The 19,339-nt window shown below is 68.4% G+C and carries 17 protein-coding genes; 13 read left to right on the forward strand and 4 right to left on the reverse strand.

Annotated elements, in window-relative coordinates; all coding sequences use genetic code 11:
* Window positions 1–202 precede the first annotated feature (202 nt).
* Complete coding sequence (locus tag ASE83_RS07365; RefSeq protein WP_055785938.1) at window positions 203–508, forward strand: hypothetical protein; 306 nt, start codon at window positions 203–205, stop codon at window positions 506–508.
* A 63-nt stretch (window positions 509–571) separates the two neighbouring features.
* Here the strand turns inward: ASE83_RS07365 and ASE83_RS07370 are convergent, their stop codons facing one another.
* From ASE83_RS07370 to ASE83_RS07380, 3 genes are all read right to left on the reverse strand, one after another.
* The gene (locus tag ASE83_RS07370; protein WP_055785941.1) at window positions 572–1,066 is read right to left on the reverse strand and encodes a DUF427 domain-containing protein; all 495 of its coding nucleotides are present in this window, start codon (window positions 1,064–1,066) and stop codon (window positions 572–574) included.
* Window positions 1,063–1,434 carry a thiol-disulfide oxidoreductase DCC family protein gene (locus ASE83_RS07375; protein ID WP_055785943.1) on the reverse strand — a complete coding sequence of 124 codons (372 nt, stop codon included), beginning with the start codon at window positions 1,432–1,434 and terminating at the stop codon, window positions 1,063–1,065. Before ASE83_RS07375 ends, ASE83_RS07370 begins: the two co-directional genes overlap by 4 nt.
* A 270-nt stretch (window positions 1,435–1,704) precedes the next feature.
* Complete coding sequence (locus tag ASE83_RS07380) at window positions 1,705–2,274, reverse strand: LuxR C-terminal-related transcriptional regulator (protein ID WP_055785946.1); 570 nt, start codon at window positions 2,272–2,274, stop codon at window positions 1,705–1,707.
* Between the two features lie 130 nt (window positions 2,275–2,404).
* Here ASE83_RS07380 and ASE83_RS07385 point away from each other — a divergent pair, with 130 nt between their 5' ends.
* From ASE83_RS07385 to paoC, 4 genes are all read left to right on the forward strand, one after another.
* The gene (locus tag ASE83_RS07385; protein ID WP_055785949.1) at window positions 2,405–3,328 is read left to right on the forward strand and encodes an NAD(P)/FAD-dependent oxidoreductase; all 924 of its coding nucleotides are present in this window, start codon (window positions 2,405–2,407) and stop codon (window positions 3,326–3,328) included.
* Between the two features lie 369 nt (window positions 3,329–3,697).
* A complete protein-coding gene (paoA, locus tag ASE83_RS07390) occupies window positions 3,698–4,339 on the forward strand; it encodes an aldehyde dehydrogenase iron-sulfur subunit PaoA (RefSeq protein ID WP_055786078.1) in 642 nt (213 codons plus the stop codon).
* A complete protein-coding gene (locus ASE83_RS07395) occupies window positions 4,336–5,286 on the forward strand; it encodes an FAD binding domain-containing protein (RefSeq protein WP_055785952.1) in 951 nt (316 codons plus the stop codon). Before paoA ends, ASE83_RS07395 begins: the two co-directional genes overlap by 4 nt.
* Window positions 5,287–5,290: 4 nt before the next feature.
* Window positions 5,291–7,480 (forward strand): aldehyde oxidoreductase molybdenum-binding subunit PaoC, encoded by a 2,190-nt coding sequence (gene paoC, locus ASE83_RS07400; RefSeq protein WP_055785955.1) that lies wholly within the window; start codon window positions 5,291–5,293, stop codon window positions 7,478–7,480.
* 79 nt (window positions 7,481–7,559) lie between these two features.
* On the opposite strand, the gene ASE83_RS07405 is transcribed toward paoC, so the two are convergent.
* Window positions 7,560–7,769 carry a hypothetical protein gene (locus tag ASE83_RS07405; RefSeq protein ID WP_156352869.1) on the reverse strand — a complete coding sequence of 70 codons (210 nt, stop codon included), beginning with the start codon at window positions 7,767–7,769 and terminating at the stop codon, window positions 7,560–7,562.
* A gap of 223 nt (window positions 7,770–7,992) precedes the next feature.
* On the opposite strand from ASE83_RS07405, the gene ASE83_RS07410 reads away from it, so the two are divergent.
* The 8 genes from ASE83_RS07410 (at window position 7,993) to ASE83_RS07445 (ending at window position 19,315) form a co-directional block, all read left to right on the forward strand.
* A complete protein-coding gene (locus ASE83_RS07410; RefSeq protein WP_055786081.1) occupies window positions 7,993–9,195 on the forward strand; it encodes an AAA family ATPase in 1,203 nt (400 codons plus the stop codon).
* A 317-nt stretch (window positions 9,196–9,512) separates the two neighbouring features.
* Window positions 9,513–10,550, forward strand: a complete 1,038-nt coding sequence (locus ASE83_RS07415) for a ParB/RepB/Spo0J family partition protein (protein ID WP_055785960.1) — start codon at window positions 9,513–9,515, stop codon at window positions 10,548–10,550.
* Between the two features lie 475 nt (window positions 10,551–11,025).
* Window positions 11,026–12,192 carry a replication initiator protein A gene (locus ASE83_RS07420; RefSeq protein WP_055785963.1) on the forward strand — a complete coding sequence of 389 codons (1,167 nt, stop codon included), beginning with the start codon at window positions 11,026–11,028 and terminating at the stop codon, window positions 12,190–12,192.
* Window positions 12,193–13,500: 1,308 nt separating this feature from the next.
* A complete protein-coding gene (locus ASE83_RS07425; protein WP_055785966.1) occupies window positions 13,501–14,964 on the forward strand; it encodes a DUF4153 domain-containing protein in 1,464 nt (487 codons plus the stop codon).
* Window positions 14,965–14,996: 32 nt separating this feature from the next.
* The gene (locus ASE83_RS07430) at window positions 14,997–15,695 is read left to right on the forward strand and encodes a response regulator transcription factor (RefSeq protein ID WP_055786084.1); all 699 of its coding nucleotides are present in this window, start codon (window positions 14,997–14,999) and stop codon (window positions 15,693–15,695) included.
* Window positions 15,692–17,245: a sensor histidine kinase gene (locus tag ASE83_RS07435; RefSeq protein WP_055785969.1), complete on the forward strand. Its 1,554-nt coding sequence runs from the start codon at window positions 15,692–15,694 to the stop codon at window positions 17,243–17,245. Before ASE83_RS07430 ends, ASE83_RS07435 begins: the two co-directional genes overlap by 4 nt.
* 550 nt (window positions 17,246–17,795) lie before the next feature.
* Window positions 17,796–18,074 (forward strand): helix-turn-helix domain-containing protein, encoded by a 279-nt coding sequence (locus ASE83_RS07440; RefSeq protein ID WP_055785972.1) that lies wholly within the window; start codon window positions 17,796–17,798, stop codon window positions 18,072–18,074.
* Window positions 18,071–19,315 (forward strand): type II toxin-antitoxin system HipA family toxin, encoded by a 1,245-nt coding sequence (locus ASE83_RS07445; protein ID WP_055785975.1) that lies wholly within the window; start codon window positions 18,071–18,073, stop codon window positions 19,313–19,315. Before ASE83_RS07440 ends, ASE83_RS07445 begins: the two co-directional genes overlap by 4 nt.
* Window positions 19,316–19,339: the final 24 nt, after the last annotated feature.

The following is a 19,339-nucleotide window of genomic DNA, read 5'->3' on the forward strand; positions in this document are numbered from 1 at the left end:
TCGTGACGGGGCGCGTGGCGGCCTTTCTGACAGCGCGTCGCCAAGAGTTGGCATAATACGCCTCAGGTTGGCGGCGCATCCCACAGCTACATTTGTAGTCATAAGCTATGTCATTGATATTGCTTGATCTGAAAAACTGGCACGGGGGATGCAAAGTAGTCGACATCACCGGAAACCAACCGGAAATCAGGGAGCCAACATCATGACCGCCATCCGCTTCGCCGCTTCGATCGTCCTCGGTTTCGTCGCCACCACCTCGGCATTCGCCGCCGAACCCAACAACGCCCCGACCCCCGTCGCGACCAGCGTCGCCGGTTCGAGCGCGCTGGCGACCACGGTCACGCTGGCCGCCGGACCGGCCGCCGTCGCCTACAAGGCTTCGCCCAACGCCCGCTACTGCTTCCGCACCGAAAACACCGGCAGCCACATCCTGACCAAGCTGTGCAAGACCCGCGGCGAATGGGAAGCACGCGGTGTCGATCTCGACCGCGCCCTCGCCGGCCGCTGATCGCACCCGGCCCTCCGCGCTCCATGCCGCCCCCGCTGCACCCGCAGCGGGGGCGGTGTCGCGTTACCAGCCCATCGTGCCCGGCGGCCCCTTGAACGGGCCGGCAAGGTCGGGGGTGATCCACCCGCCGTAAAAGCCGCCCGGCTGCGGCACGACGGACACACCGTCCACGGTGCAGACGTCGAACGGCGCGGCATAGAAGGCGATGTGACCGGCGAGAATGCGAAACGCCGGCGTCGGATCGGCATAGCTCCACCCGACGCGTGGCAGGACGATGTCGCCGACGAGCACGTCCCAATAGCGCGCCTGCCCCTTCCATTCGCACAGCGAACGGCCGGGCGCGGGACGAAGCAGTTCCATCCTGATGTCGTCCGGGGGCAGATAATAGCTCGGCGGGTGGCTGGTCTCCAGCGTGCGCACCGCGCGGGTCGTGTCGGCGATCACCACGCCGCGATGCTCGATGCGGATGCGGCGGCCGCATGACTCGGCGATGGCGGGACGGGGGAAATCCCACACGCTGACCTGTCCCGGCAGCACGGGATCGCGGCGCGGGGTCATCGCACCCAGCGTTGCAGCGCCGGGCGGACGTGGAGAAAGCGCAGGTACAGCGCCTCCAGTCCGCGCAGGATAATCGGGTTGCGGGCGGCAAGGCCGAAGGGGCGCAGCAGCGGGATCGCCCGCCACATCGCCGCGAACGCCGCCGCGCCGGATAGCATCCGGCCATCCTCGCGCGCATGGAACCGGTCGAGCAGCAACCGGCGATCGATCGGACAGGCGGCCTCGGGCGTGCCGACATCGACGAAATCGATCCGCCGCCCCCGGTCGAGCCGGCGCATCACCGCGATTTCCCGCACGCACAGCGGACAGCCGCCGTCATACCACACGGTCAGCCGCTCCAGCGCGGTATCGGGGCGCGGCTCAACCATGGTTGAGCCGATAGAAGAGGAGCAGCGCGAGGATCGCCATGAGGAGTACGACGCCCAGATAGGTCATCAGGATTTTGGCGGGCCGGGACATGGGATGCAACCTTTCCGGGCGACGGTGCCGCCCCTTTCTTTCCTCGGCGCGGGGAACGGGCCTTCGGTCCGCAGGAGAACGGTGCTGCTAGTGGTCGACACGCCCTAGATGGGGACCGAATGAGGCCGCGCACCTGTACCAAGAGGCAGGCGGTCGGGACGAAGACGCTGCTCCTTCCCCTAAAGCCCCTGTTCGACCGCCAGCCTGATCGCCTCCGCGACGGTGCGACAGCCGAGCGCCTGCAGCATCTCTGCACGATGCAGCTTCACCGTGCGTTCGCTGATGCCCAGTTCATAGGCGATCTGCTTGTTGAGCAGGCCGCGCATTACCCCGTCCAGCACGTCGCGCTGGCGCGGGGTCAGCGCGGCGATGCGAGCGGCGGCTTCGCTGTCGGCCGGGGTGCCGACCGCGATCTGCGAACCCAGCATGTAGCGCAGCGACCCGTCCTCGGCGAATAGCGGGGCGAGCATCACCGCGTTGCGGAAGGGGGTGCCGTCTTTCTTGTAATTGAGTATTTCGACCAGGGTCGCGCGGTGTTCGCGCACCGCCGCGCGCAGTTCCTCGGTCGCGGCTTCCTCGGTATCGGCGCCGCGCAGGAAACGGCAGTTGCGGCCGAGGATCTCCGCCTCGCTGTAACCGGTCAGGTCGATGAACGCCTGGTTGCAGGCGATGATCGGGGTGTCCGGCAGCGTGGGGTCGCTGACGACCGCCGCGATGGCGCTTCCGGTAATCATCTCGCGCGGTGACATGCTGGTGCCCGAACCAACTGGCGGCCCCGATTGGCCGCGTCGCTGTTGCCTTTGCACCGGTAAACGCCGGTGGGCAACATCGTGTCCCTTCCGTGCGTTGCGTCGCAGCGAAACGAGACGGGGACAGGATATGGGCGACATCGCGATCATCGGCGCAGGGATGGCGGGGCTGAGCTGTGCCACCGCGCTCACGGCGGCGGGGCACTGCCCCAGGCTGTTCGACAAGGGCCGCCGGCCGAGCGGGCGGATGGCGAGCCGGGTGGTCACCGCCGAGACCCGAGACTTCGCGTTCGATTATGGCGCGCTGTACCTGACCGCCCGCGACGAAGGCTTCGTCGCGCAATTGCAGGCATGGGAAGCGGCGGGGGTCGCCGCGCGCTGGCCGGCGGCGGGCGACGACGCGTGGGTCGGGACGCCAGGGATGGACGCGCCGCTCAAGGCGATGGCCGATGCGCTGGACGTGCGCTGGTCGACCCATGTCCATGGGGTTCGCCGCGATGCACAGGGCTGGTGGCTCAGGCTGGAGGCGGAGGAGGCCGGACCGTTCGCGGCGGTCGTGCTGGCGCTGCCCGCCGAACAGGTCGCGCCGATGGCGGACGGGATCGACGATGCGCTGGCGGCGCTGGCACGGGCGCACCGGTCCGCACCGTGCTGGACGGTGATGCTGGGGTTCGACAGGGCGATCGATGCGCCCGCGCTGCTGGGCGGCGGCGGGATCATCGACCGCGCGGCCCGGAACGGCGCGAAACCGGGGCGGACCGGGGGCGAGGCGTGGACGATCCATGCCACCGCCGACTGGTCGCACGCGCAGATCGAGGCCGGGCGCGACCGGGTGGTGGCGGCGTTGACGGCGGCACTGGGCGAACGGGTGCCGGGATTGCCGACACCGGTCCATGGCGCGGCGCATCGCTGGCGGTACGCACGCTCGGCCGGGGCGGGCATCGGTTGCTATTGGGCGGACGGGCTTGGCGCGTGCGGCGACTGGCTGATCGCGCCACGGGTCGAGGCGGCGTGGGTTTCCGGGCGGCGGATGGCGGGGGTGGTGGGCGACTGACGGGCGGGCGGGCGGCGACCGTTCCGCACCACGCCTCTTATCTATCCCGGCGGAAGCGGGGGCACGGGTCCTCAGAGTTCGGAAGGGACGCAATCAGAGCAGGAAGACCTACGGCAGAACCGTTCGTGCTGAGTAGGGACTGAGCTTGTCGAAGGCCCGTATCGAAGCATCTCCACCACAGTCCTACTCGAGATCATAGCGCTCCAAGAAGAAGCGGGACCCCGGGTCAAGCCCGGGGTGACGGGGGGATCGGCACGGCGCTCCCCGTACCCATGCCCTGCCCTTCGCAACCGGAACCGGTTCGCGTACGTTACGTTCTTCGCTGCGGCGTATCTTGCGCAGCATTCGGGGCCAGCAGGAAAGATGAGCATGGGCGAACCGTCCGATTTCGAACTATCGCGCCGTGGCGTGCTGACCGCCGGGGCGGCGGGCGCGGCGCTGGCGGCCAGCCCGTTGTCGGCGGCACAGGCCGGGGGATCGGCGGCGACGCCCGCACCCCCTCCGCCGACGATGCCGGTGCGGCTGAACGTCAACGGACGGGTTCGCGAACTGACGCTGGACACGCGCACCACGCTGCTCGACGCGCTGCGCGAGCATCTGACCCTGACCGGCACCAAGAAGGGTTGCGATCACGGCCAGTGCGGCGCCTGCACGGTGATGGTCGACGGCAAGCGGATCAACAGCTGCCTGACGCTGGCGGTGATGCACGACGGCGATGCGATCACCACGATCGAGGGGCTGGGCACGCCCGACAAGCTGCACCCGATGCAGGCGGCGTTCGTCAAGCATGACGGATACCAGTGCGGCTATTGCACGCCGGGGCAGATTTGCTCGGCGGTGGCGGTGCTCGATGAGATCAGGCGCGGCATTCCCAGCCATGTGCAGGCCGACCTGACCGCCAAACCGCGCGCGACCAACATGGAACTGCGCGAGCGGATGAGCGGCAATATCTGTCGCTGCGGCGCCTATTCCAACATTGCCGATGCCATGGCGGAGGTCGCGGGCGCATGAGAGCATTCACCTATGAGCGTGCGAAGGACCCGGCCGAGGCTGCGCGGATCGTCGCCACCCGGCCCGGTGCGAAATTCATCGCTGGCGGCACCAACCTGCTCGACCTGATGAAGCTGGAGGTGGAGACGCCGACCCATCTGGTCGACGTGCAGGAGTTGAAGCTCGACCGGATCGAAAAGACGTCGGACGGCGGCCTGCGCATCGGCGCGCTGGTCAGCAATACCGATCTGGCGGCGCATGAGCGGGTGCGGCGCGACTATGGCGTGCTGACGCGGGCGATCGTCGCGGGCGCGTCGGGCCAGTTGCGGAACAAGGCGACGACGGCGGGCAATCTGCTGCAACGTACGCGCTGTCCCTATTTCTACGACACCAACATGGCGTGCAACAAGCGCAAGGCGGGGTCGGGCTGCGCCGCGATCGGCGGCTATTCGCGGCAACTGGGCGTGATCGGCGTGTCGAACGACTGTATCGCGACCTTTCCCGGCGATATGGCGGTGGCGATGCGGGTGCTGGACGCGGTGGTCGAGACGATCGACGGCAGCGGACAGGCGCGACGCATCCCGATCGCCGAGTTCCACCGGCTGTGGGGCGACCGGCCCGATCTCGACACCGTGCTCAAAACCGGCGAGCTGATTACCGCCGTCACCCTGCCCCGCCCGATCGGCGGGAAACATTTCTACGAAAAGGTCCGTGACCGCGCCTCCTATGCCTATGCCCTGGTGTCGGTCGCGGCGGTGATCCAGCGTGACGGCACCGGGCGCGTGGCGTTCGGCGGCGTAGCCCCCCGGCCGTGGCGGGTCGAGGCGGCGGACGCGCTGCTGCCGCAAGGAGCCGCCGCCGTCACCGCGCGTGCGTTCCAAGGCGCGACGCCGACCAAGGACAACGCATTCAAGCTGCCGCTCGCGACCCGCGCGCTGGCCTCCGTCATCGCGCAGGCGAAGGGCTGATCCCATGAAGTTCGAAACCCCCGCCGGCACCAATCCCATCGACCGGCAACAGGTGGTCGGCCGCGCCCATACGCGCGTCGACGGCCCGAAGAAGGTCGCCGGCCTTGCCCCCTATGCCTTCGAACACGCGCGCGACGTGCCGAACGCCGCCTATGGCGTGATCGTCGGCGCGGGCGTCGGCAAGGGCACGATCCGATCGATCGACCTCAGCGCCGCGCGCGCCGCGCCGGGCGTGCTGGCGATCGTCACCGCCGACACCGCCGGCCCCTTGGGCAAGGGGCGGATGAATACCGTCAAGCTGCTCGCCGGGCCGTCGGTCGACCATTATCATCAGGCGGTGGCGGTGGTCGTCGCCGACACCTTCGAACAGGCGCGCGCCGCTGCTGGCCTCGTTCGCGTCGACTATGCGCGGGTGAAGGGACGGTTCGACCTGAAGGAAGGGCTGAGATCCGCCAAGCCCGCGCCCGGCGACGACGGCAAGCCCGAGGCACGGGTCGGCGACTTCGAGGGCGCCTATGCCGCCGCCCCGGTCAAGCTCGACGCCGAATATACCACGCCCGACCACAGCCATGCGATGATGGAGCCGTTCTCCTCCACCGCGCGGTGGGATGGCGACGCCCTGACGATCTGGACGTCGAACCAGATGGTCGACTGGGGGCGCGGCGATCTGGCCAAGACGCTGGGTATCCCCAAGGACAAGATCACGTTGCAATCGCCCTATGTCGGCGGCGGGTTCGGCGGAAAGCTGTTCCTGCGCGCCGATGCGGTGCTGGCGGCGCTGGGCGCGAAGGCGGCGAAGCGGCCGGTCAAGATCGCCATGGCGCGGCCGATGATGATCAACAACGCGACCCACCGCCCCGCCACGCGGCAGCGGGTGCGGATCGGCTGTACGCCGGACGGCATCATCACCGCGATCGGGCATGAAAGCGGATCGGGCGATCAGCCCGACGGCGGCCCCGAAGCGGCGGTCAACCAGACGAAACTGCTCTATGCCGGGGCGAACCGGTTGGCGGCGATGCGTCTGGCAGTGCTCGACCTGCCCGAAGGCAATGCGATGCGCGCGCCGGGCGAGGCGCCGGGGATGATGGCGCTGGAAGTCGCGATGGACGAGATGGCGGAAAAGCTGGGCATGGACCCGGTCGCCTTTCGCATCAAGAACGACACGCAGGTCGACCCCGCCAATCCGAAAAAGCCGTTTTCGCAGCGGCAGCTGGTCCGGTGCCTGACCGAAGGCGCCGAACGGTTCGGTTGGGCGAAGCGCAATCCGAAGCCGGGGCAGATGCGCGACGGCAAATGGCTGCGCGGGATCGGCATGGCGTCCGCGTTCCGCAACCATGTCAACATGAAGTCGGGCGCGCGGGTGCGGTTGGAGAATGGCCGGGTCGTGGTCGAAACCGACATGACCGACATCGGCACCGGCAGCTACACGATCCTTGCCCAGACCGCCGCCGAGATGATGGGCGTACCCGTCGACGCGGTCGAGGTGCGCCTGGGCAACAGCGCCTATCCGGTGTCCGCCGGCTCTGGCGGGCAATGGGGCGCGCCCAACAGCACGGCGGGCGTCTATGCCGCCTGCGTCGCGCTGCGCGGGCAGGTCACGCAGAAGCTGGGCCTCGGTAATGACGCGGTGTTCGAGGGCGGCCGGGTGACCGGCGGCGGACGGTCGGTGGCCCTGCGCGATGCCGGCACGCTGAGCGCGGAGGACAGCATCGAATTCGGTGCGCTCGACAAGCAATATGCCTTTGCCACGTTCGGCGCGCATTTCGTCGAGGTCGCGGTCGATGCCTATACCGGCGTGACGCGTATCCAGCGAATGCTGGCGGTGTGTGCCGCCGGGCGGATCATCAATCCGATATCGGCGCGCAGCCAAGTGATCGGCGCGATGACGATGGGTGTCGGGTCGGCGCTGATGGAGGATCTGGCGGTCGACCCGCGCTTCGGCCTGTTCGTCAACCATGACCTCGCCAGCTACGAAGTGCCGGTCCATGCCGACATTCCGCATCAGGAGGTCGTGTTCCTCGCCGAAGCTGACGAGAAGGCCAATCCGATGAAGGCCAAGGGCGTCGGCGAACTGGGCCTGTGCGGCGTCGGCGCGGCGGTCGCCAATGCGGTGTACAACGCCACCGGCATTCGCGTGCGGGACTATCCGATCACGGTCGACAAATATCTCGACAAGCTGCCGGCGGTGGCTTGAGCAACGTTCCCGCCGCTACGCCGGATGGCGTTGCGGCGGCGGCCCCCCGTGTCTCGGGGCGCCGCACGCCGCCTGCCGGTTATTGCACCGTCGCGCCGACGATCGCGATTTCCGCCATGCGCCCCCGGCGGCGTTCCAGCATCTGTCGTTCGGACAATGGCTTGGTCATGGCGACCCGTTCGTCCGGACGAGGGTCGATCCGGTCCTGCACATAGCCGATAGCGACCATGATGCCGAGCGTGGCCGCGCCGAACGCGCCGAGCGCAACATATCCTGTCCGTGCTTTCATCGACGCCATCCCGAAACGAAAATTGCCACATTCGAGCGGTGACAACGCCTTCCGCCCCGATCCGCTCCCGCTTCCTGCATCAGTACATCGCGCGCATTGTTGGATGTGGTGGCAGGTATGGCCGGCAACCCTGTTGAATCAAGACACGGTGGCGCTTGCCGGATTGAACCTTCTCGTGACATAGTGGAGCCAATAGAGTTCAAACGGGTGGGTGCTGCGCAGCATGAATGCAATTACGGCACAGATCGGCGATCTGGCGGAAGCCGGCGAGCGGATGATCGAGCGGCTGCGGCGCAAGGCGTTCCTGCCCGAAAGCCGCAAGGGCCTCAACGTCCGGTTCGGCATTGCCGAGGCGGCGCAACTGCTCGCGTGTTCGACCAACCGCATCCGCATGGCGGAGGAGGATGGGCGGCTGCCCCCCGCCCCCGCCGCCGACAATGGCCGGCGCCTGGGCTATAGTGTCGAGGAATTGCTGCACATGCGCCACGTGCTGGGCGCGTCGCCCGCCCGCGCGCCGCTGGACGTGCCGGCGGTGATCGCGGTGCAGAACTTCAAGGGCGGGGTCGGCAAGTCGACCGTCACCACCCATCTCGCCCATTATTTCGCGGTACAGGGATACCGGGTGCTGGTGGTCGACTGCGACAGTCAGGCGACGACGACCACCTTGTTCGGCTTCAACCCGCATTTTAACATCACGCGCGAAGAAACGCTCTACCCCTATCTCTCGATCGATCCGACGCAGAACGATCTGTCCTATGCGGTCAGGGCGACGCCATGGCCCAATGTCGACCTGATCCCGTCGAACCTCGAACTGTTCGATGTCGAATATGAGCTGGCGGCGGCGGGGTCGGACGGGGCCTCGGTGCTGGCGGCGCGGTTTCGCAAGCTGAAACAGGGGTTGATCGACCTAGCGCAGCACTATGACATCGTGCTGCTCGACCCGCCGCCCGCGCTCGGCACGATCAGCCTGGCGGTGATGCAGGCGGCAAATGCGCTGCTGGTGCCGCTGGCGGCGACGACGCCCGATTTCTGTTCGACCGTCCAGTTCCTGTCGATGATGGATCAGGTGCTGCAGCAACTGGCGGGCGCGGGGATCGAGGTCGATTACAGCTTCGTGCGGCTGATCTGTTCGAAGTTCGACGGCAACGATCCCAGCCATGCAATGGTGCGGGCGATCATGGAGCAGAGCTTCGGCCCCGCGCTGTTGCCGGTGCCGATCCTCGAATCGGCCGAGATCAGCCATGCCGCGATGCGGATGATGACGGTGTACGAGCTGGAAAAGCCGATCGGGACACCCAAGACGCACAAACGCTGCCGCGCGAACCTCGACGAGGCGATGGGGCAGATCGAACAACTGGTGCGGCAGGGTTGGGGGCGGGTGGCGCCGGCGAGCGAGGAGGAGTTGGTCAGTGCGGCAGCGGTTTGACAGCGCACAGCGCGGCGGGCGAGCGCAAAGCGCAAGCCGGCTCAAACCGCTCGGCCGACGGGCGTCGCGCCCGATCGACGGGTTCGCGCAGGCGGACCCGGCGGTCCCACATGCCCTTTCCGTACCCCCGCGCAGGCGGGGGTCCAGGGTAATGACAGGACGGCGTGCGCGGCTTTGGACCGTCGCCTGCGCTGGGGTACGGCAGGGGCCTTGGTCGGTAGCCTCGTCGTCAGGTCCCGCTGCCCCTTTCGCGACCCCGCAGGGTCCCCCTTTCCTACAACACAAAGTTCTGCATATGTTCCGCGCGGAGGTTTCCCATGGCGCGTAAGCAATCCGATTATCTGGCCGCGTTGCTCGACGATGGCCCCGCCGATCCGCCCGCCCCCGCGGCAACAGAGCGCGGGTCGGAGCGGCTGCGCGGCACGACGCTGCTGGGGCGCGAATCGGCGCTGGCGCGGGTGGCGTCGGGCGAGGTGCGACAGGTGACGCAGCTCCTGCTAGATCCCGCGCGGGTGCGGATCTGGCCGGGCAATGCCCGTTCCTATGCCCATCTGACCGAGGCGGGATGCCGCGAGCTGATCGATTCGATCATCGCCGAGGGCGGGCAGAAGGTGCCGGCGGTGGTGCGCCGGGTCGAGGGCGATCCGGCCTGTGACTATGAGGTGATCGCGGGCACGCGGCGGCACTGGTCGATCGCGTGGCTGCGCGCCCACAGCTATCCCGACATGCAGTTCGTGGCGCAGGTCGCGACGCTGGACGACGAGGCGGCGTTCCGGCTCGCCGACCTGGAGAACCGGGCGCGGGCCGACGTGTCCGACCTCGAACGCGCGCGCAATTATGCGGCCGCGCTCAAGACCCATTACGGCAACCACGCATCGCGCATGGCCGAACGGCTGAAGCTGTCCAAGGGCTGGCTGTCGAAGATGCTGCGGGTGGCGGCGCTGCCCGATGCGGTGATCGCGGCATTCGCTTCGCCGGCGGAGGTGCAGTTGAAGGGCGGCTATGCGCTGGCGCAGGCGCTCGACGATCGCGCCGACGCGGCGATCATCGCCGGCGAGGCGAAGGTGATCGTGCGCGAACAGCGCGTGGCGCGCGACAAGGGGCTGCCCCCCCTCCCCGCCGCCGATGTGCTCCGGCGGTTGCTCGACGCACCGTCGCGCGGACGCGAGCAGGCGGCACCCTATGTATGGACCGCGCCATCGGGGCGGCCGGGGCTGAGCGTGCAGACGGTCAACCGGCAGGGCGTGACGGTGCGGCTCCACGCCGGATCTGGCGCGGACGCGGACGAACTGGCCGACGCGCTGCGCGCGGCGCTGGCCGAGCTGGCGGCGCAGGGGCGCGGGTTGCAGCGGTGACCGGTCGGGTTTCCCCGGGGAAACTTTTCGCCGGGAGCAAGGCGGGGGGGTGGCGTCCTGTTGCTTGGAGCCGTCGTGGGGCGTCGGTGCCGGACGGCGTTACTCTTCAGCACGACGTGGATCGCCGGGGGAAGCGGACTTTGGTTCACGCGGAGGCCCGGAGGGCGCGGAGATGTTGCGCCCCGGGCGACCGGGTGCGTTTCGCTCCGGCTTGGGAAAGATGGACTGCCTGCACCGCAAGCGAAGCATCTCCGCGTCCTTCGCGCCTCCGCGTGAATCCATTTCTTCTTTTCGGCGAAGTTTCCCCGGGGAAACTTGGGCGTCGCGCGATGACCATGGCCAGCTATCCCCCTGCCCCCCTGCCCTGCATATTCCGGCAACAGCCGGGGTACGGTAGCGCGTGGAATCGTCTTTTGCCTTCCTGCGAGCGGGTCACTACCCGAGTTTCCCCGGGGAAACTTTTCGGAACCGCCGCATGACCCGCGCCGTTTCCGAAAAGGTCAGCGAGCAGTTCGACCTGTTCCTGCCCTATCTCGCCGACCTGCCGCTGCGCGACCAGCGCGAGATGATGGAGCGGCCGTTCTTCAGCCTCGCCAAGTCGAAACGGGTCAAGCCGATCGACTATCGCAGCCCGGACGGCAAGCTGTGGGTGCATGTGTCGGCCAATGCCGATTACGGCATGGCGACGATCTGGGACGCGGACATCCTGATCTATTGCGCGAGCGTGCTGGCCGACATGGCCAGGCGAGGGGTCAACGACGTGCCGCGCAAGCTGCACCTGATGCCGTACGACCTGCTGCGCGCGATCGGGCGGCCAACGACGGGCCGCGCGTACGAGCTGCTGGGCCAGGCGCTCGACCGGTTGGTGGCGACGACGATCAAGACGAACATCCGTGCCGAGAACCGGCGCGAGGCGACGTTCAGCTGGCTGGATGGTTGGACCCAGCTGGTCGATGAAAAGACTGAGCGGTCGCGGGGCATGACGATCGAGCTGTCGAACTGGTTCTGGGAAGGGGTGATGATGACCGGCGGCGTGCTGTCGATCGATCGCGCCTATTTCGACCTGACCGGCGGGCGCGAACGCTGGCTGTACCGCGTGGCGCGCAAACATGCCGGCGGCGCGGGTGAGGCGGGGTTTGCGATCTCCATGCCGACGCTGTTCGAGAAATCGGGCGCGGAGGGGCAATATCGCCGCTTCAAGTTCGAGATCGCCAAGATCGCCGAGCGGGACGAACTGCCCGGCTATACGCTGACGCTGGAACAGGACGGCAAGCGCGAGCCGATGCTGCGAATGCGGCGGCGCGGTGACGGCGCGGCGCGGACGGTCAGCGTGACCGCGCCCGCTGCTCCTGTCGCGGCGGCCCCCTCGCCCATGCGGACCGAGGACCTGGTCGATGCGGCGGCTATGATCCGCGCATCGATCCGGGGGCTGGCGGCGCGGGCGCACGACGGCGAGGTCAGCACGCAGACGCTGGAGACGCTGCGGACCGAATGTCCGGGGTGGGACTATCATACGCTCCATGCCGAGTTTCGCGCGTGGATCGACGGCGATCCGGCGCGGACGCCGGTCAATTATCAGGCGGCGTTCATCGGCTATGTCCGGCGGTTCGATGCCAGGCATCGGCACGAACTGGGCCGGTAGCGGCGGGGTACCCGCCTTGGTCGGCGTCGCACAAGGCGGGTTATGCCGGCTCCTCGGCCAGGCGCAATGGATCTGCGCCAACAGGCGGGCAGGGGAACCGGGCGCCCGGCACAAGGCGGGATGTGGTAATGGACCGTTTGTCCGAACGATGCCGCCGATCCCATGAAGGACCCGACGCGGCCGCGGTTGACGGTCTGCCTCTACCGGAAACGACCTACAGTTACCGATGGGGCGCATCCCGTCGTTGCGGGTGTGTTGGAAGATGCGACCGGACCAACGACGTGGAGCGCAATGCCATCAAGTAGAACCGTTTGTGCTGAGTGGGGACTGAGCTTGTCGAAGGCCCGTATCGAAGCACCCTTGGCAGTCCTTCGATACGCCGCTTCGACAAGCTCAGCGGCTACTCAGGACGAACGGTTCTACTTGATGGCATTGCGCTTTCAGACTGATCGACATTCAGCCAATCCGAGGGTGATCGCTAAGCGACGTACGATCCCTTCGTCACCCCGGACTTGTTCCAGGATCCATAGTGTGGTGATCGGTGCAGCTCGCGCTTCTGGGGACAAGGTGAGCGGCAAAGTGGACCCCGGAACAAGTCCGGGGTGACGATAAGTTGGTGAATAGCGATCCACCATAGCGGAGGGGTGCCGTTCAGGATTTTTCCTTGCACGCACATGCGGGCAGGACTGCCGTTCACATGGTATCGATCGGCGCGGCGGTGTTGCCTGCACGGGGAGCAGGGGCACCGCATCCGGCAGTTGTGCGGTGAAGTTTCCATCGGTCCGAGCCGGCGCGACGCCGCTCGATATGGCGCTAGCGTTCCCGAAGTGTCGGCTATGCCCGGCCATGTTCGCCCTATCTGTCCCGCTATCGAACAGTCTGCGCATGGTTTGAACGAGTTCGTCGCCTGCCCCATCGGAATTGATTCAAACGCCGCGTCGAATCCGCCTGCCGGCAGGGGCCATCGACACTCCGGGAACGCGGTTCGACCTTTCGGGAACGGTGCGACGACACTTCGGGAACGGGCGCATCGATCCTTCGGGAACGAAAGGTCGATCTTTCGGGAACGCCGCTACCCGCGCGAATCGTGGACTGCCGCGCGTTTCACGGGGGTCGCCGGCCGCTTAACCCGGTAACCTTCCAATAAACCCTCTAACCGGTTCGATGGGGTTTCGAGAATTGTCCTGAGAAGACCACCCGCCTGCACCGGAACTGCACCACATCTGCGCTCCTCCTGCGGCCACTGCGGATCATGCGTGGATAGCATCTTCCTACACCGGCGGCTTCCATCCCGAGGGAGCCGCCACGATGCGCTACCATTTCCTGTTCAAGATCGCAGCGACCGTCGCACTGGTCCAATGTTTCCACTGGTTGTTCCCTGATGGATTCGAAGGGGCGCGGGTCGGCGGCTTCGCGGCCGTCTGGTTGCTGCTGCTGGCTGCGGTTCGCCGCGACGTACGGCACAGCCGCGCGGCATGGGGCGCGATCGCTGCGGCCGGGGTGTTCGCCGCCATGCTGGTCGACAATCCGGGGCCGTTGCCGTGGGTGCTGTTCTGGGTGGCGCTGTCGGTCGCGGCGCTGATCCCGCGCGTGGCCGGATTCGACGATGCCTGGCGCTGGGCCATGCGGCTGCTGGCCCATGGCGCGAGCACGCCGTTCGCGCTACCGTTCGACCTGCGGCGGATGGGGGCGATCCGGGGCAGGGGGGTATCGCCGGCACGGATCGCGGCGACACTGGCACTGCCGATGATCGGGGGCGCCGTGTTCCTGCTGCTGTTTGCACAAGCCAACCCTTTGATCTACAATGCCTTTTCGACCATACAGCTTCCCGGCCTCTGGCAGTTGGCGTTATGGGGAGTGGTCGCGGCGATGGCGTGGCCGGCGTTTCGCCCGCGTGGGGGCGTGCTGCGCTGGGCGGCGCGGCTGTCCGATCCCGAGCCGCGGATTCCGGGGGCGTCGTTGCCGTCGGTGTTGATGGCCCTTGCCCTCTTCAACCTGATCTTCGCCGTACAGAACGCGCTGGACATCGCGTTTTTGTGGAGCGGAGCGGGGCTGCCCGAGGGGGTGAGCGCGGCGGACTATGCCCATCGCGGGGCCTATCCGTTGATCGTCACGGCATTGCTGGCGGGCGTGCTGGCGCTGGCGATGCTGCGGCCGGGGAGCGCCAGTGCCGGCAATCGCTGGGCGCGGCGGATGGTGACATTGTGGGTCGCGCAGAATCTGGTACTGGTAGCCTCCAGCGCGCTGCGGACGATCGACTATATCGACGAATCGATGCTGACCGCGTGGCGGATCGCCGCGTTGCTATGGATGGCACTGGTGGCGCTGGGGCTGGTGCTGATCGGATGGCGGATATTGGCGGGCAAGAGCGCGCGGTGGCTGGTGAACGCCAATGCGCTGGCGGCGGGGATCGTGCTGAGCGTGTGCGGGGTCGTGGATCTGGGCGCGGCGGCGGCGGCCTATAATGTGCGGGCGCAGCGGCCCGAGGCGGTCGACCTGGGGTATCTGCGCTGGGTGGGCGACGGTGCGCTGCTGCCGGTGATCGCATTGGAGCAGCGACCGATGGATGCCGTCACGCGTCGAAAGGTGCGCGCGGTACGATTTAATCTCTTCGCCGACCTGACATCGCGACAGGCGCATTGGGAAAGCTGGACCCTGCGCGGGAGCCGGCGGCTGTCGGCAGCGCGGGCGCTGCTGGGCTGCGCACCGTCGTCACCCGACCCACGCGTTCGAACGTGTGACGGCATCCCGACCGATATGGTGCAACCTTGACGCCGGCCCCGATGGCGCTGATCCAGTGCCCCATGCCGCGCACCATCCTGATCGCCGATGACGACCCGCATATCCGCCAGTTGCTGGCGTTCGCGCTGGACAAGGCCGGGCTGTCCTCGATCGAGGCGGGCGATGGCGAGGCGGCGCTGCGACAGGCGGGCGAACAGGCGCCCGACCTGATCGTGCTGGACATCAACATGCCGCGCATGGACGGGATCGAGGTGTGCCGGCGGCTGCGGGCGACCAGCGACGTGCCGATCCTGTTCCTGTCGAGCCGCGATGACGAGATCGACCGGGTGCTGGGCATCGAGCTGGGCGCCGACGATTATGTAGTGAAGCCGTTTTCCCCGCGCGAGGTGGTGGCGCGGGTGATGGCGATCCTGCGGCGGGTCGCGACGCGGCCGGTGGCGGTGGAGAGCGCCGCGGCGCTGCTGGCCCATGGGCGATTGCGGCTCGACCCCGATGGCTGGCAGGCGAGCTGGGCGGGGAAGCCGGTCGCGCTGACCGTGACCGAGTTCGGCATATTGCGCACGCTGGCGGCGATGCCGTCGAAGGTGTTCAGCCGCGACGCGATCATCGACCGGCTGCACGGGCCGGGCTTCGCGATCACCGACCGCACGATCGACAGCCATGTCCGCAACCTGCGCGCCAAGTTCGCCGGGGTGGGCGCGCACGATGTCGTCGAGACGCGCGCGGGCGTCGGCTATCGCCTGGGCAGTTGCGGCGGATGATCGCCGCCGCGAAGGCGCTGATCCGACGGCACTGGCCCCGGCTGCGGCTGCGCACGATATTGCTGGTGACGTTCGTGTTCGTCGCGGCGCTGCCCGGCGTCGGCGCGCTGTTCCTGCGGGTGTATGAGAACAGCCTGCTGCGCCAGACCGAAACCGAACTGGTGGCGCAGAGCGCCGCGCTGGCGGCGGTGGCCGCGCGCGACTGGCCGTGGGGGCAGGGGGGTGCGGGGGAGGGGGCGGCGATCGTGCGGAGCGGCTATGGCTCCGACCTCGACCTGCGGTTGTCGCGCATCCTGCCCGAACGGCCCGCGCCGGTGGCGATGGCGGAGGCGGATGCCACGGTGCGGCGCTGGGCGGGGCAGGTGGCGCCGGTGCTGGCGATGACGGCGGCAACGACGCTGGCGTCGATCCAGCTGCTCGACACGGACGGCCGCATCGTCGCACGCGGGCCGGCGGGCAGGGGCTATCCCGCCCTGCCCGAAGTGCAGGCGGCGCTGCGGGGCCGGGCGGTGACGACGCTGCGCCGCAACGGGGCCTATCGCCAGCATTATCCGCTGGAATGGCTCAGCCGCGCGTCGGACCTGCGCATCCATCATGCGCGGCCGGTGATCGTCGGCGGGCGGGTGGTCGGGGTGCTGTTGCTGGCACGGTCGCCGCGCAGCCTGTTCGTCGGGCTGTACGAGGATCGCGGCAAGATCGCGTTCGGGATCGTCGCGATCTTCCTGACGCTGGTGGGGTTGAGCGGGCTGTTGTCGCGCGGCATCGTCCGCCCGGTCGAGGCGCTGCGCGACGCGACCCGCGCGGTGGCGCTGGGCGGAGGCCGCGTGCCCGACCCGCCGCCGACCGCCGCGATCGAGATCCAGGCGCTGTACCGCGACTTTGCCGTGATGGCGGAGGCGATCGCGCATCGATCGCGCTATCTGCGCGACTTCGCCCATGCCGTCAGCCATGAGTTCAAGACGCCGCTGGCCGGCATTCGCGGCGCGGTCGAGCTGTTGCAGGACCATGGCGACATGGGAGCGGCGGACCGGGCGCGGTTCCTGTCGAACGTCGCCGCCGATGCCGACCGGCTGAACCTGCTGGTCAGCCGGCTGCTGGAACTGGCGCGGGCGGACATGGCGACGCGGGAGGCGGGGGCGGCGACCGACCTGGCCGACGTGCTGGCGCAAGCGGCGGATGCGAGCGTGCTGGCGGTCGCGTTGCCGGATGGGCCGCTGCCCATGGTCGCGGTGCCACGCGGGGTGGTGGAAACCGCGCTGTCGACGCTGATCGACAATAGCCGGCAGGCAGGCGCAGGGCGGATCGCGATCACGGCGGCGGTCGCGGGCGGCATGGTCGCGCTGATGATTGCCGATGACGGTCCGGGGATCGCGGTCGGCGACCGCGCGCGGGTGTTCGAACCGTTCTTCACCACCCGCCGCGCCGATGGCGGGACCGGCCTTGGCCTGTCGATCCTGCGGTCGCTGGTGGAAGCGCATCGCGGGGAGGTCGCGCTGGTGGAGGCGGGGCAGGGGGCGGCGTTCCGGCTGATGCTGCCGGTGGCGGGGTAGGGGGGGCTGCTTCTGCCGATGAGGATCGGTCGGATCGACATTCACCGTCTTACTTCGTCACCCCGGACTTGTTCCGGGGTCCACCGCGCCGCAATCGCGGTCGATAGAGGCTCATGCCGTGCCGATCGCCGTGCCGTGGACCCCGGAACAAGTCCGGGGTGACGGAGAGGCTGGAGGCCCAGATCAGGAACGACACCGGGCGTGGCCGAATGTCGATCGGTCGCAGGATTTCGGGTTGTTTGGCGACTTCACCAACGCACCGGACGTCATCCCAGCGAAGGCTGGGATCTCCCGGTTGGAGCGCGGGACAAGAGCCGGTCGAGGCCCCAGCCTGCGCTGGGGCGATGTTTCCGGGCAGATAGAGCAAACGCCAGCTGGACAGGCATTGTCGTAGCTTCCTGACGTCCCCCGACTGGTCCCCGGCCTTCGCCGGGGTAACGGTTGGGCTGCCAAATAGGGCGCAATCCAGTAAGAGAACTCCGTACGACACGAACGGCCATATAGGGCCGATAATATTGCTAAACGAGCCACAATCGTCCATAAAAGGCCGATGCTCTATACCCCCACCGAACTGGCCACCGCGATCGGCGACCGCATCCGTGCCCGGCGCAAGGCGATGGGGCTGACCCAGGCGGACAGCGCGAGCCGGGCGGGGGTGTCCTATCGCACGTGGCGGCGGATGGAGGGGGAGGGGAAGGCGTCGATCGACGATCTGGTCCGGGCGGCGCTGGTGCTGCGGTGCGAGGACGGCGTGACCGCGCTGTTCCCGCTGCCGGCGGCGGCCAGCATGGATGCGCTGCTGCGCGACCAGCGACAGGGCCGGCGGTGAAGCTCGCGCCCGGACAGCCGCTGCAGGTCGCGCTGCACGGGGCCGCGCCCGCCGCGCGGGTGGCGATGGCGGGCGGCCTTGCCCAGCTCGAATGGACTGCATCGGCGATCGGCGACGCGCGGCGGCTGTCGCCGGTCCATTATCCGCCCGAACCGGGGTTGCAGGCGGCGCGTACGCGCGACTTCGACGGGCTGCACGGGTTCCTGGCCGACAGCCTGCCCGAAGGATGGGGTGCGCTGCTGATGCGGCGGCGGCTCGCGGCGCTGGGCGTCGACATGGGGCGGCTGTCGGCGCTCGACCGGCTCGCGCTGGTCGGCGATCAGGGGCGCGGGAGCCTGACCTTCGCGCCCGCGACGACGCCGGTCGCGGACAAGGATGCGATCGACCTCGACGCGCTGGCGGCGGAATCGCAGGCGATCCTGCGCGGCGAAGGGGGGGCGCTCGGCGACCTGCTCGCCGATCTGGGCGGGGCGTCGGGCGGCGCGCGACCCAAGGTGCATGTCGGCTTCGGTCCGGATGGCGCGATCGGCATCGGCGACGGCGAACTGCCACAGGACCATGCGGCGTGGATCGTGAAGTTTCGCGCTGGGGCCGACCCGATGGACATCGGTCCGGTCGAACAGGCCTATGCCGCCATGGCCCGTCTGGCGGGCGTGACCATCGGTGAGACGCGGCTGATCCCGGCACGGCACGGCGCGCCGTTCTTCGCGACGCGGCGGTTCGACCGGCCGGGCGAGGGGCGGCGGATGCACATGGTATCGCTGGCCGGCGCGATCGAGGCGCCGCCGCAGGTCGCGGGCGCGATCGACTACGACATGTTCCTGCGCGCGACGCGGGCGATCACACGGAATGAGGAAGATGTTGTCGAGGCGTTTCGGCGGATGGTCTTCAACGTGCTGGCGGGCAATCGCGACGATCATAGCCGGCAGCACGCCTATCTGATGGACGATGTGGGGGAGTGGCATCTGGCCCCGGCCTATGACCTGACCTTTTCCGATGGTCCGGGCGGCGAACATTATCTGGCGGTGGCGGGCGAGGGGGCGATGCCGACGCGCGGCCATGTCGACCGCGTCGCGCGGCTCCACGGCATCGCGGCAAAAACGGTCGCGGCGATCGTCGAGCAGGTGGCGGAGGCGGTCGCGCGCTGGGACGCCGCCGCGCGCGATGCCGGGGTCGGGCGCGATACGCAGGCGCTGGTCACCGCGAGGCTGGCGACGATCCGCCGCGCGTTCGCCGGGTAAACCGCATCCCCGCACCCTTTGCGT

It is taken from the genome of Sphingomonas sp. Leaf32 (assembly GCF_001421765.1).
In the GTDB taxonomy this organism is placed as follows: Bacteria; Pseudomonadota; Alphaproteobacteria; order Sphingomonadales; family Sphingomonadaceae; genus Sphingomonas.